The sequence below is a fragment of the Candidatus Omnitrophota bacterium genome (assembly GCA_030650275.1).
GTDB lineage: Bacteria > Omnitrophota > Gorgyraeia > Zapsychrales > Fredricksoniimonadaceae > JACPXN01.
The window spans coordinates 50,852-64,207 of sequence record JAUSEK010000021.1 but is presented as its reverse complement, the minus strand read 5'-3'; the positions used below and the strand labels follow the sequence as shown (position 1 = coordinate 64,207).

Sequence of the window (13,356 nt, the reverse complement as noted above, 5' to 3'; positions counted from 1 at the left end):
CCCTTTATCTATATAATCAGCCCTTAAAAACCTTTCAAAAGAACGTTTAATTTTTTTCTGTTTGTCTGTATCCCATTGAAAATACGGAGGTTGCACAATGGCTGATTGGATCGGCATTGGGCGCAGGGCGCGCAGGTGTTATGGCTTTGACGAAGTGGCCCTGGCTCCCGGATCGGTGACGGTCAACCCCAATGAGGTGGACACCAGCTGGGTCATCGGCAAGCATAAATTCCAGGTCCCTATCCTGGCCGCGGCCATGGACGGGGTGGTGGATGTCAAATTCGCGGTGGCCATGGGTCAATTGGGCGGCATCGCTGTCCTGAACTTAGACGGCATCCAGACCCGTTATGAAAATCCGAAAGAGGTTTTAGACCAGATCGCCAAAGCTACACCGGACGAAGCCACCAAGCTGGTGCAGACCATTTATGAGGCCAAGGCCAATCCTGTTCAGGACACGCTGATCGCCAAACGCGTCGCGGAGATCAAAAAACATAAAGTTCCGGCGGTGGTCAGCTGCATTCCGCAGAACGCCGAACGTTTTGCGAAGATCGCCATCGAGGCCGGGGCGGACATTTTCGTCATGCAAAGCACCGTGGCCACGGTGCGTCACATTTCCACGGAATACAAGGTCTTAGATATTGAGCAATTTTGTAAGGGATCCAAGATCCCGGTCATCATCGGCAATTGCGTCACCTATGAGATGGCCCTGGAACTGATGGAGATCGGCGCCGACGGGCTTTTGGTCGGCATCGGCCCGGGCGCGGCGTGCACGACCCGCGGGGTTTTGGGGATCGGCGTTCCGCAGATCACGACCACCGTGGACACCGCGGCGGCGCGCGATTATTATTTCAAGCGCAAAGGCAAATACGTCCCCATCATCACCGACGGCGGTATGCGCATCGGAGGGGAGATCTGCAAGGCCTTCGCGGCCGGGTCGGATGCGGTCATGGTCGGCTCCGCGTTCGCCAAAGCCGAAGAAGCGCCGGGCAGGGGTTATCATTGGGGCATGGCCACCTCCCACGCCAATCTGCCGCGCGGCACGCGCATCAAGGTCGGCACCAGCGGTTCGCTTAAAGAAATTCTCGTGGGCCCCGCGCGCGTGGACGACGGTTCGCAAAACCTTTTGGGCGCTTTGAAGACCTCCATGGGGTCATTGGGCGCTTCCAGTATCAAAGAGATGCACGACGTCGAGATCATCATCGCCGGGTCCATACAGACCGAAGGCAAGGTATTCCAGGTTGGACAACGTGTAGGGATGGGCAAATGATTAAGAAAAAGGCCGTTCATAAGAAACCTGCGCACAAGAAAACTGTGCACAAGAAAATTGTGCATAAGAAGATCATACACAAGAAGATTAGAAGGGTTGTTCAGAGGAAGGTCGTCAAAAAGAAAGCGGTGCATGGGCTCATGAAGCCCATCAAATTGCGCTCCTCGGCGAAGATCATACCGATGGAGGTGAGAAAGCAGAAAAGCCGCGACATCCTCCTCATTTTTGATTTCGGGTCCCAATACACCCAGTTGATCGCCCGGCGCGTGCGCGAAAGCAAGGTTTTCAGCCAGATCGTTCCGTATGACATTTCCCCCGATAAGATCAAAGAGATCGCCCCCAAAGGGATCATCCTCTCCGGCGGGCCGCAAAGCGTTTACGACGCCAAAGCTCCGCTGCCCAACAAAGATATCTTTAAACTCGGTATTCCCATCCTGGGTGTTTGTTACGGCATGCAGGTCATCACGCATGTCCTGGGAGGTAAGGTCGCCAAAGCCAAGGGCCGCGAATACGGCCGGGCCGAATTGTTCATTGACAGCAACAAGGACCTGTTCGGGAACCTTTCCACGAATTTGACGTGCTGGATGAGCCATGGCGATGAGATCGCGGCGCCTCCTCCGGGTTTTGTCCGCATCGCGCATACGTTGAATTCCGCCAACGCGGCCATCGGCAACCGGACGAGGAAGATCTTCGGCGTCCAGTTCCACCCGGAAGTCGTGCACACCCAGCGCGGCATCCAGGTCCTGCAGAATTTTGCCTATACCATTTGCGGATGCCTGCCCCGCTGGACCATGGACCGGTTCATTGACGTCTCGGTCAAACAGATCAAGGAGCTCGTCGGCAATAAGAGGGTGGTCCTGGGCTTGAGCGGCGGGGTGGATTCGTCCGTCGCCGCTGTTTTGCTCCAGAAAGCCATCGGCACAAAACTTTATTGTATTTTTGTGGACAACGGGCTTTTGCGCAAAAATGAATCGGCTTCTGTCCAGCGCACGTTCAAGGGCCATTTCAAGATGAACCTGACCGTGATCGACGCGGAAAAGAGGTTTCTTGAGCGCCTCAAAGGCGTTGAAGACCCGGAAGCCAAGCGCAAGACCATCGGCGACGAATTCGTGCGTGTTTTCCAGGACGCGGCCAAAAAGATCAAGGGCGCGGAATTTCTGGGCCAGGGCACGCTTTATCCGGATGTCATTGAGTCCGTGTCCGCCACCGGCGGGCCTTCCGCGGTCATCAAGAGCCATCACAATGTCGGCGGTCTGCCCAAGGACATGAAGTTCAAACTCGTCGAGCCCTTGCGTGAATTGTTCAAGGATGAAGTGCGTCTCATCGGCAAGAGCCTCAACATGCCTGATTCCATTCTCAAACGCCAGCCGTTCCCCGGGCCGGGTCTCGCCATCCGTGTTATCGGCGAGGTCACCAAGGAGCGCTTGGAGATCTTAAGAGAGGCGGATGAGCGGGTCATGGACGAGATCAAGAAAGCCAACCTTTACCACGACCTGTGGCAGTCCTTTGCCGTGCTTTTGCCCATCAAGACCGTGGGGGTCATGGGGGATGCGCGCACCTACGAGAATGTCATTGCCCTGCGCTGCGTCACGAGCCAGGACGGCATGACCGCGGATTGGGCGCATTTGCCCCACGATATCCTGGGAAAAATTTCCAACCGCATCATCAATGAAGTCAAGGGCGTTAACCGCGTCGTGTATGACATCAGCTCCAAACCACCCGCGACCATTGAATGGGAATAAGAATTATGGGGACACAAAACTTAATTCCTGTTATTATCTATTGTTGAATTAAGTATTGTGTCCCTATAATTCAGTATGTCATCCCAATTCGTTCATCTCCACGTCCACACCCAATACAGTTTGCTCGACGGTGCCTGCCGCGTTGATGAATTGGTCCAAAAGGCAGTCCGCTTAGGGATGCCGGCCTTGGGCATGACCGACCACGGCAATATGTTCGGTGCCGTGCATTTCTACCAGGCCGCCAAAAAAGCCGGGATCAAGCCCATCATCGGCTGTGAGGCCTATGTCGCCCCCCATAGTCGTTTTGACAAGAATCCCGACCAGAGAAACCTGTCCCACCTCGTCCTTTTGGTCAAAGACGCCCAGGGCTACGCCAACCTCGTCAAACTCGTCTCCGCCGGATACCTGGAAGGTTTTTATTATCGCCCCCGTTTAGACCACGACCTTTTGTCCCAATACGCCAAAGGCCTCATCGCCACGTCCGCCTGTTTGAGAGGGGAAGTGCCCGGTCATTTGCTTAAGGGCAACTATGACGCCGCTGTGAAAGCCGCTGACGATTTGAACCAGATCTTCGGCCAGGGCAATTTTTACATTGAATTGATGGACCACGGTCTCCTCGAGCAGAAAAAAGTCAATGAGGGGCTGATCAAGATCGCGGCCCGGCTGGGTCTGCCGCTGGTCGCGACCAATGACGTGCATTATCTGGAGCATGACCAAAGTCACGCGCATGAGGCGTTGTTGTGCATACAAACGCAGACAACGCTGGATGACCCCCGGCGCATGAAATTCGGCAGTGACCAGTTTTATTTTAAATCCGCCGATGACATGGAGCTCCAGTTCGCCGCCGTGCCCGATGCCGTCAAAAATACCCTGGCCATCGCCGAAAAGGTCGACCTGAAACTGGATTTTGACCAGTATCATTTGCCGCGTTACGAGACCCCCGTCGGAAAAACCAAGGAAGGGTACCTGCGCGAACTGTGTGCCGCGGGGCTCCTGCGCCGTTACGGGACAGCCAGGGTTTCCGGCGAACTTTCGGCGCGCCTGGAATTTGAACTGAAGGCCGTTGAGGACATGGGGTTCGTCAGTTATTTTTTAGTCGTTTGGGATTTTATCCATTATGCCAAAAGCAAAGGGATCCCGGTCGGACCCGGCCGCGGGTCAGCCGCCGGCAGTCTGGTCAGCTATCTTTTGGGGATCACGGACCTGGACCCCATCAAATACGGGCTTCTTTTTGAACGTTTCCTCAACCCGGGCCGCAAAAGCATGCCGGACATTGACATTGATTTTTGTTATGAGCGGCGCAATGAGGTCATTGATTACGTGACGCAGAAATACGGCCGCGACAATGTGGCGCAGATCATCACCTTCGGGTCCATGCAGGCAAAGGCCGCGGTGCGCGACGTGGGCCGGGCCATGGCCGTCAGTTACGCCGACGTGGACCGCATCGCCAAACTCATCCCCAATAATATCGGCATCACCATTGATGAGGCGCTGGACATTGAACCGCAGTTGAAGGAACTGGTGGCGACCGACAAGACCACCCGCGACCTTGTGGCCACGGCCCAGGTCCTGGAGGGTCTGAATCGTCACGCGTCCATCCATGCCGCGGGGGTGGTCATCGCTGACAGGCCGCTGGCTGAACATGTGCCGATGTTCAGGAGCACGGACGGCCAGGTGACCACCGGTTTTGACATGGACGGCATTTCCAAGATGGGGCTTTTGAAAATAGATTTTCTGGGCTTAAGGACGCTGACCGTCATCGCGGACGCCGTTAAACTCATCAAGGAACATAAGGGCAAGGATATTGATATCGATGCCTTACCGCTCGACGATGCCAAAACCTATGACATGTTGGGCCAGGCCAACAGTTTCGGAATCTTCCAGCTGGAAAGCGGGGGGATGCGCGACCTTCTCAAGAAAATGAAGCCCTCGGAATTTGAGGACCTCATCGCGATCCTGGCGCTTTACCGTCCGGGCCCCATGGGGTCAGGCATGCTGGATGATTTCATTGAGCGCAAACGCGATCCCCAGAAGGTGAAATATCCCCATCCCAAACTGCAGGAGTTGCTCAAGACCACGTACGGCATCATTGTTTATCAGGAGCAGGTCATGCAGATCGCTTCTGTTCTGGCCGGCTTCAGCATGGCCCAGGCCGATGATCTGCGCAAGGCCATGGGCAAGAAAATACCGGCGGAGATGGAAAAAATGCGTTCATTCTTCGTCGAGGGATGCAAGGCCAACAGCGGCATTCCTGAACACGAGGCGAACCGGCTTTTTGACCTCATTGATTATTTTTCCGGCTACGGGTTTAACCGCAGCCATTCCGCGGCCTACGCGTTGATCACGTACCGCACGGCGTATTTGAAGGCCAATTATCCCGTTGAGTTCATGGCCGCGCTTTTGACCAGCGAGCGCGACAACACGGACAAGGTCGTTGAGTACGTCAAGGAAACGCAGGCCATGGGCTTGAGCATCCTGCCGCCCGACGTTAATCATAGCGAGGCCCGTTTTTCCGTCGTGAATGACAAAGCCATCCGTTACGGGCTTTTGGCGGTCAAGAATATCGGGGGTGGTGCCATTGAGTCCATGGTCCATGCGCGCAAGAAAGACGGACCGTTCGTTTCCATTTTTGATTTTTGCCGCCGGGTGGATCTGCGGCTGAACAACCGCAAGGTGGTGGAAAGCTTGGTCAAGTCGGGGAGCATGGATTGCTTTGGATGCCGGCGCGCGCAATTATTCGCCGTGCTGGAGCGGGCCCTGGAGTCCGGCACGAGGGCCCAGCAGGAGGCGGATGTGGGCCAGGTCTCGTTTTTCGATATCAAAGGCCAGGACGGCGGTTTCGGCAAACGGGATGAACAGATACCCGATATTCCCGAATGGCCCCAGGCCCAGGTGCTGGCCAATGAAAAAACGCTGCTGGGTTTTTATTTAAGCGGCCATCCCCTGCAAAGGTACAAGGCCGAGATCGGTGAGTTCGCGGATTTCACGACAGGGTCTTTGAAAAACGCCCGCGACGGGCAGGATGTGCGCATGATCGGGCTCATCAAAAGCGTCAAATTGACCACGACCAAGAAAACCAACGAGCGCATGGCCATTGTCGGTTTGGAGGACATGGACGGGGAAATGGAGCTGGTGGTTTTTCCGTCAAGTTATACCCAAATGGTGCCGTATCTCAGAGAGGGATCGGTGGTTGTGGTCAAGGGCAAGGTGAATTTCCGCGACGGTTTGGTCAAGATGGTGGCCAATGAGATGGCCGGCATCGATGAGGTCTATGATCTGATCAAGAGCATCCATGTGGACCTCTCCAAGGTGGGCAAGGCCGGTTTTGACAAATTGAAAGAAAAATTGGCGCGTTTTCCCGGCAAGACCCCGGTGTACCTGCAGATCGACACCAAAAATTATAAAAGTGTCCAGATCCTGGTGGGAAAAGACCTCCATGTCACCCCCAGCGAGGTCTTGATGGAGGAGATCAAGACCCTGGTGGGCGACGACCGCTTTACCGTAACAATTTAGTTGACACCGTAAGTCCTTGTTGATACTATGTTTGCGTTAAATTTCTACGTAATCCAAGGAGAGGGTCAATGACCAAAAAAGATATTGTTTTGAGAATTACGGACGCCACCGGCATCAAGCAGGTGGATGTCAAAAGGATCGTGCAAAAGACCTTTGACGTCATCGTTGATTCGCTTATGCGCGGCGAAAAAGTGGAACTGCGCAATTTCGGCGTGTTCAAGATCAAGGAGCGCAAGGCCCGTTTCGGCCGCAATCCCCGCACGGGGCAAAGCGTGCCTGTTCCTCCCCGTAAGGTCGTGGTGTTCAAGTCCGGTCTTGAAATGAAGCAAAAAGTAAAGTAATAGCATGCAGAAATTTTCTGTCCCGCGCGGCACCTCCGATATACTTCCTGACGTTATTCCTCTCTGGGAAGATGTAGAATCCAAAGCCCGCAAGATCCTCAAATCCTACGGTTACCGCGAGATCCGCACACCCATTTATGAAGAGACCGCGCTTTTTAAACGCTCCCTCGGCCAGGCCAGCGACATCGTCAATAAACAACTTTTGGAATTAGCCACCAGCAAGGAAGAGGGGTACGCGCTGCGCCCCGAAGGCACGGCCTCGGTGGTGCGTTCTTATATTGAGAACAGTTTTGACAAGAAGGAGCCGCTGTCAAAACTTTTTTACATAGGCCCGATGTTCCGCGGCGAGCGTCCGCAAAAAGGCCGCTTGCGCCAGTTCCACCAGATCGGGGTGGAGGCCATCGGCCCCAACAGCGCCTCGCCGCATCTGGATGCGGAAATTTTGGCGCTGGCCATGCATTTATTGAAGGCGCTCGGGGTCAAGAACCCAAAACTTAAGATCAATTCCCTGGGTTCAAAAGAAGACAAAGAACACATTTCTGTTTGGTTAAGGGGGGAGTTGAAAAAACATAAGAAAGATCTGTGCGAAGAATGTCAAAATCGTTTTGAGCGCAATGTGTTCCGCGTGTTGGACTGTAAGAATGAAGCATGCCGTAAAGTGGCCGCTTCTGTGGTCAAAAAACTGCCGTTATCTGACGCCGGCCAAGACCATTTCCAATCCGTCCAAAACGCTTTAAAGAGCGTCGGTGTTGATTTTGAAATTGCGCCGCATTTGGTACGCGGTTTGGATTATTATACGCACACGGTCTTTGAGATCACCGCCGATGGTCTGGGCAGTCAGGATGCCGTCGGCGCCGGCGGCCGCTATGGCGGTCTCGTGCATGAACTGGGCGGTGATGCCAAAACAGATTTCAGCGCCATTGGTTTTGCCTTGGGCATTGATCGTATTTTATTGGCATCGGGCGCCACACAGCCGGTGCCGTCCACCATCGATGCCTTTGTGATCACTATGGATGAGACGGGGCAGAAACAGGCATTCAAGCTCGTTAACGATTTGCGCCATGCCGGCATCAGCGCGGACATGAGCTACAGTGGAGGCAAGATCGGATCGCAGATGAACCGTGCCAATAAATTGAACGCGCGTTTCGCGTTGATCTTAGGCGAGGAAGAAATGAAAAATGGCGCCATCGCTGTTAAAAATATGACGAGCGGCGCACAGGAGAACGTGAAGTTGGAAGGAGTATTGGAGTATTTAAGAAAAAGGTTATTATGAGAACGCACACGTGCGGTGAATTGAACAAGACCCTGAAAGATCAAGAAGTGGTGTTGTGCGGCTGGGTGCATCGCCGGCGCGACCACGGCAAACTCATCTTCATTGATATCCGCGACCGTTACGGCATCACACAGGTGGTGTTCGTCCCGTCGGTCAGCCCCAAGGCCCACGAAGAGGCGCAAAAACTGGGGCCGGAATTCGTGGTCAGGATCACGGGCACGGTCAATGTGCGGCCGCCCAAAAATGTCAATCCTGATGTCCCTGCCGGTGACATTGAGCTTTTGGCCAAGGACCTGGAGATCCTCAATACCAGCAAGGTGCCTGTCTTTGAGATCGACGACAATATCGAGGCCTCCGAAGACCTGCGCCTGACCTACCGCTATTTGGACATCCGCCGCAAGAAGGTAAGAGACTCGCTGATCTTGCGCCATAAACTGTGTGCGGCCATGCGCGCTTTTCTGGACAATGAAAATTTTACCGAGATCGAGACCCCCGTGTTGACGAAATCAACGCCGGAGGGCGCGCGTGACTTCCTTGTTCCGTCACGCTTGACACCGGGCAGTTTCTACGCCCTGCCGCAGTCGCCCCAATTGTTCAAGCAGATCCTGATGGTCTCCGGCATGGACCGTTATTACCAGATCGTCAGGTGTTTCCGCGACGAAGACCTGCGCGCCGACCGTCAGCCGGAATTCACGCAATTGGACATGGAAATGTCCTTTGTGGATGAGGAGTTCGTTTTCGGCCTCACTGAGCGGCTTTATCAGAAAGTATTCAAGGATGTTTTGAACATTGACCTGCCTGTTCCGTTCGCGCGCATGACCCATGCCGAAGCCATGGCCAAATATAAGAGCGACAAGCCGGACATCCGCAAAGACAAGGATGGTTTTTCTTTTCTTTGGGTTGTGGACTTTCCCTTAATGAAGTATAATGCCGAAGAAAAGCGGTGGGAGAGCGAGCATCACCCGTTCACGTCCGTCCATCCGGACGATGTCGTTCTTTTGGAAAAAGGGGAGTACGGCAAGGTGCGCGCCCGTTCGTATGACCTGGTCCTTAACGGCCATGAGATCGGCAGCGGTTCGGTGCGTATCCATCGCCGGGAGTTACAGCAAAAGATTTTTGACATCATCGGTTTACACCCCCAGGAAGCGCAGAAGCGCTTTGGTTTCCTGTTGCGCGCTTTTGAGTACGGCGCGCCGCCGCACGCCGGGGTGGCCTACGGCATTGACCGTATCGTCACCATCCTGACGGGCAACGGATCCATCCGTGACTGCATCGCTTTTCCCAAGACGCAAAAAGGGACATGCCTGATGACGGACGCTCCGTCGGAGGTGGATGTGAAGCAATTGAAGGAATTGGGTTTGGTTTGCGCGCCGGTTAAAAAATAGGCATTAACAAAGGAGAATTAAATGTTTAAGAGATTTTTGTTCCTGGTTTTGGCCGTTATTTTCGCCGCCGGTTGCGGTATTAAAGCGCAGACCTATGTGATGACCAAGGACCGCGTGGATATCGGGCCATCGGGCAACGCGGGATCTTTGACCGGTTCCGGGACCTATCAGGAGCCGGAGAAAAAGACGCGCAAGGTGTATGTCCTGGAGGTGAGCAAACCCGCGTCCGTTCCCAAAGCCAAGAAGGCCGGGGAGACGGCGTCCCAGACCACGACACAAGCCGTTGCCGCGGATCAGCCGGAGGATGTGCCGGCGCCCCCTGCCGTTTCCGGCTCCGGGGAAAGCGTGACCTATACGGTGCAAAAGGACGACACCCTGCAGAAGATCGCCAAGAAATTCTACGGTTCTTACGGCAAATGGACCAGGGTATATGAGGCCAATAAGGACAAATTGAAAAATCCAAATTTTGTCAGGCCGGGTACCGTGCTCACCATTCCCGCCGGGGAATAGTCAACGATGGAATTCCGCCTTCAGTTTGACAATAACCAGCATCTCCAACTGCTGTTCGGCCGCTACGACCAGAATTTAAAACTGATCGAGAAAGAACTCGGCGTGCGCATCCTGCGTTCCGAGGACGGCATCAAGATCGTCGGCCAGGAGCCGCAGGCGCAAAGGGCCAGCGAACTTTTTTCTTACCTGATGACCTTTGTCGAGCGGGGCAAGGATGTCAAGAAAGCCGACATCGTTTATGCCCTGCGGCTGGTGGATAAAGAGAAAGAAATTGATTTCAAGCGCCTCGCCAAGGAGAAGATCGAAGTTTCGGTCAAAGGCGGCCTTGTCACCCCCAAGACCAAGGGGCAGATCGAATATGTGGAGGCCATCAAAAACTATGACCTTGTTTTTTGCATCGGTCCCGCCGGGACGGGCAAAACTTATCTGGCCATTGCCATGGCGGTCAACGCGCTGAAAAAAGGCCTGGTGCGCCGCATCATCCTGACGCGTCCGGCCGTGGAAGCGGGAGAAAATCTCGGTTTTTTGCCCGGCAATATGGTCGAGAAGGTCTTGCCGTATTTGCGGCCTTTATATGACGCGCTTTACGACATGATGGAACCGGAAAAGGTCGAGCAGTACAGCGAACAGGGCATCATTGAGGTGGCGCCTTTGGCGTTCATGCGCGGCCGCACGCTCAACGAGGCCTTTGTCATCCTGGATGAGGCCCAGAACAGCCGGCCCGACCAGATGAAAATGTTTTTGACCCGTATGGGATTTGATTCCAAGGTCGTCGTCGCCGGCGATGTCACCCAAAGCGATCTGCCCAATGCCGGGCCTCATGGCCTGGCTGAAGCCGAGCGGGTGCTGGCGGGCGTGCCGGAGATCAAATTCATCCATTTGACCAGCGAAGACACCGTCCGCCATGACCTGGTGCAGAAGATCATTGAGGCGTATGGTAAAAATGGGGACACCAACAACAAGCGTGTATGAATAAAACCGGTCCTCAATCGCCGTTGTCTGTTGACCACATCGTCATGTTGGGCCTGACCCTTGCGGCCTTAACGGTGTTTTGCCATTTTTCCGGCCTGCCTTTGATCATCCCGTTTTTCGTTTTCCTTTTCGGACTTCATTTGTTTTTGTATAAACGCGCCGAGGCGCGTTTATTTTTGCATCTGGGGCTTTTGCTGGCCGTACTGGTCTTTTCCGCTTATGTTCTAAGGTCCACGACGGCTTTTTCGATTTATTATTTTCCCGTGGCCGCGGTGCCGATGCTGGTCATGCTCCTTTTTAACGACGTGCAATTGGCGTTCATGATGGCGTTCATGAGCGCGGCCTTAAGCGGACTGATGCTCGGGTTTAACGTGCCCGACCTTTTGATCTTTTTTATGAGTTCCCTGGCCGGCGTCTATAAGGTGAAAGAGGCGCGCAACCGCAGTGTGTTTTTGACCGCCGGGGTTTTTGTGGCCTTTGTCCAGGTCAGCTGTTATTTGCTGCTCAACCCCGTCATCAACGCGGACATCGTCCTTTACATCCTTAAACCGCTGGCCATCAACGGCCTTTTGGCCGGGCTGTTCGTCATGGCAACGCTGAAGATCTTTGAACTGGTCTTCGGCGAGATCACCAATTTTACGCTTTTGGAACTGTCGGACTCTTCGCATCCGCTTTTAAAACGCATGGTCGTCGAGGCGCCGGGCACCTATCATCACAGTTTGATCGTCAGCAATCTGGCCGAGACCGCGGCGGATGCCATCGGGGCCCACGCGCTTCTGGTCAGGGTCGGGGCTTATTACCACGACATCGGTAAAATGGTCAAACCCGAATATTTCACCGAGAACCAGATGGTCACGGGCAATAAGCATGACGATCTCGAGCCTTCCATGAGCCGTCTGGTCATCCTCAACCACGTCAAGGAAGGCATTGAACTGGCCCGGAAATACAAACTCAACGGGCGCATCGTGGACTTTATCCCCGAGCATCACGGCACCAGCCTGATCCATTATTTTTACCAGAAGGCCGTGACCGAAGGGGAGGAAGACCGGCCGGTGGGGGAAGAGGATTACCGTTATCCCGGCCCCAAGCCGCAAAGCAAGGAAACAGCCATCGTGCTTTTGGCTGATTCCGTTGAGGGGGCGACCCGCGCGCTGGATGAACACACCCCGCAGAAGATCGGGGACATCGTGCACAAGGTCATCAACAATAAATTCATCGACGGCCAGCTGGACGAGTGCAATCTGACCCTGCGCGAGATCGACACCATCGCCGCGACCTTTGTCCGTGTCCTGACAGCCATGTACCACAGCCGCATTAAATATCCGGAAAAAGAAGAAAATGGAAAATGAGAACATCTCTAATTTCCAAAGAAAAATCCCTATTCCCGTCCCAAAAGTCCGAACCGCCCTGCGGTCCGCTTGCCGCAAATTAAAATTTAATTTTGCTGATCTATCCGTTGTTTTCGTGGGTGAGAAACGCATGCGGCGCTTAAATCGCGAATACCTCGGACATGATTACGTCACGGATGTTTTGTCATTCCCGAATGCTTCTGTCGGGAATCCAGAACATACATGTCTGGACCCCCGACAAAAACATTCGGGGGTGACAGCCGGTGGCGAGATCATCATTTGTCCTGCCGTGGCGGCCCGCAATGCCAAACGTTACGGGAATACCTTTGAACGCGAGCTCATCCTTTACGTCGTCCACGGCATTTTGCATTTGTGCGGTTACGATGACCGTTCGCCCGAAGATGTTAAACGCATGCGCCGGAAAGAACAGGAGATTATGGAATTATGGGGACACAAAACTTAATTCTGAGGGATGCGAAGTTTGAATTAAGTATTGTGTCCCCATAATTCATTCGCTATGAAACGCGCCGCTGCTATCGCCCTGATCGCCTATCTTTTTTTTCTTGCCGAATTCGTCCTTTATAATACCGTCGGCGTGTGGGGCAAGCCTGAACTTCTCATCCTCGTCGTTATTTTTTGCAATCTATATTGGGGCATCCGTTACGGGATCTGGGCCGCCGTTGTTGCCGGGCTTATCCGCGACGCGTTCGGCCCACAGCCGTTCGGCACCTATCTTTTTATCTATATCGCCGGGGCTTACCTGGCCACGTATATCCGCAAGAACATTTACCAGCCGGGGTCCCGTTTTTCGCGGGCCATGGCCGCTTTCTTTGTCGTCACGGGTTGTTTTATCCTGGAAACCGTCCTGCGCCTGCGCCAGCATGAGGTGCGCCTGACGGAGGCCGTGTTCTTTATCTTAATACCCCAACTGGTCACGACCATGGTCGCGGCCACCTTTGTTTTTCAGGGATTAAGAAATATCGTTGTTAAATTCAAATTATAAA

General features: G+C 54.0%; 10 protein-coding genes and 1 pseudogene. All 11 read left to right on the top strand.

Annotated elements, in window-relative coordinates:
* Positions 1-97: 97 nt before the first annotated feature.
* The 11 genes and pseudogenes from Q7K71_05710 (at position 98) to mreD (ending at position 13,355) form a co-directional block, all read left to right on the top strand.
* Entirely contained in the window at positions 98-1,267 is a 1,170-nt protein-coding gene (locus Q7K71_05710; GenBank protein MDO8675591.1) for a GuaB3 family IMP dehydrogenase-related protein, read from the top strand.
* A gap of 182 nt (positions 1,268-1,449) precedes the next feature.
* On the top strand, positions 1,450-3,009 hold the full coding sequence (guaA, locus tag Q7K71_05705) for a glutamine-hydrolyzing GMP synthase (GenBank protein MDO8675590.1): 1,560 nt from the start codon (positions 1,450-1,452) through the stop codon (positions 3,007-3,009).
* A 75-nt stretch (positions 3,010-3,084) separates the two neighbouring features.
* Complete coding sequence (locus tag Q7K71_05700; protein MDO8675589.1) at positions 3,085-6,522, top strand: DNA polymerase III subunit alpha; 3,438 nt, start codon at positions 3,085-3,087, stop codon at positions 6,520-6,522.
* Between the two features lie 65 nt (positions 6,523-6,587).
* Positions 6,588-6,863, top strand: a pseudogene (locus Q7K71_05695) (HU family DNA-binding protein).
* A gap of 4 nt (positions 6,864-6,867) precedes the next feature.
* The gene (hisS, locus tag Q7K71_05690) at positions 6,868-8,136 is read left to right on the top strand and encodes a histidine--tRNA ligase (protein ID MDO8675588.1); all 1,269 of its coding nucleotides are present in this window, start codon (positions 6,868-6,870) and stop codon (positions 8,134-8,136) included.
* A complete protein-coding gene (aspS, locus tag Q7K71_05685) occupies positions 8,133-9,521 on the top strand; it encodes an aspartate--tRNA ligase (GenBank protein MDO8675587.1) in 1,389 nt (462 codons plus the stop codon). The genes hisS and aspS overlap by 4 nt, the downstream gene beginning before the upstream one ends.
* 21 nt (positions 9,522-9,542) lie before the next feature.
* Positions 9,543-10,031 (top strand): LysM peptidoglycan-binding domain-containing protein, encoded by a 489-nt coding sequence (locus Q7K71_05680; GenBank protein MDO8675586.1) that lies wholly within the window; start codon positions 9,543-9,545, stop codon positions 10,029-10,031.
* A gap of 6 nt (positions 10,032-10,037) precedes the next feature.
* A complete protein-coding gene (locus tag Q7K71_05675) occupies positions 10,038-11,003 on the top strand; it encodes a PhoH family protein (protein MDO8675585.1) in 966 nt (321 codons plus the stop codon).
* The gene (locus Q7K71_05670; GenBank protein ID MDO8675584.1) at positions 11,000-12,352 is read left to right on the top strand and encodes an HDIG domain-containing protein; all 1,353 of its coding nucleotides are present in this window, start codon (positions 11,000-11,002) and stop codon (positions 12,350-12,352) included. The genes Q7K71_05675 and Q7K71_05670 overlap by 4 nt, the downstream gene beginning before the upstream one ends.
* Positions 12,342-12,815 carry an rRNA maturation RNase YbeY gene (ybeY, locus tag Q7K71_05665; GenBank protein ID MDO8675583.1) on the top strand — a complete coding sequence of 158 codons (474 nt, stop codon included), beginning with the start codon at positions 12,342-12,344 and terminating at the stop codon, positions 12,813-12,815. Before Q7K71_05670 ends, ybeY begins: the two co-directional genes overlap by 11 nt.
* A 54-nt stretch (positions 12,816-12,869) precedes the next feature.
* Complete coding sequence (gene mreD, locus Q7K71_05660; protein ID MDO8675582.1) at positions 12,870-13,355, top strand: rod shape-determining protein MreD; 486 nt, start codon at positions 12,870-12,872, stop codon at positions 13,353-13,355.
* Position 13,356 lies beyond the last annotated feature (1 nt).

Bases quoted from the DNA above. Each gene is read 5' to 3' on its own strand.
- guaA (MDO8675590.1), top strand. From the start codon at position 1,450: ATGGAGGTGAGAAAGCAGAAAAGCCGCGACATCCTCCTCATTTTTGAT.
- Q7K71_05700 (MDO8675589.1), top strand. From the start codon at position 3,085: ATGTCATCCCAATTCGTTCATCTCCACGTCCACACCCAATACAGTTTG.
- aspS (MDO8675587.1), top strand. From the start codon at position 8,133: ATGAGAACGCACACGTGCGGTGAATTGAACAAGACCCTGAAAGATCAA.
- Q7K71_05680 (MDO8675586.1), top strand. From the start codon at position 9,543: ATGTTTAAGAGATTTTTGTTCCTGGTTTTGGCCGTTATTTTCGCCGCC.
- mreD (MDO8675582.1), top strand. From the start codon at position 12,870: ATGAAACGCGCCGCTGCTATCGCCCTGATCGCCTATCTTTTTTTTCTT.
- Q7K71_05670 (MDO8675584.1), top strand. From the start codon at position 11,000: ATGAATAAAACCGGTCCTCAATCGCCGTTGTCTGTTGACCACATCGTC.
- ybeY (MDO8675583.1), top strand. From the start codon at position 12,342: ATGGAAAATGAGAACATCTCTAATTTCCAAAGAAAAATCCCTATTCCC.
- Q7K71_05710 (MDO8675591.1), top strand. From the start codon at position 98: ATGGCTGATTGGATCGGCATTGGGCGCAGGGCGCGCAGGTGTTATGGC.
- Q7K71_05675 (MDO8675585.1), top strand. From the start codon at position 10,038: ATGGAATTCCGCCTTCAGTTTGACAATAACCAGCATCTCCAACTGCTG.
- hisS (MDO8675588.1), top strand. From the start codon at position 6,868: ATGCAGAAATTTTCTGTCCCGCGCGGCACCTCCGATATACTTCCTGAC.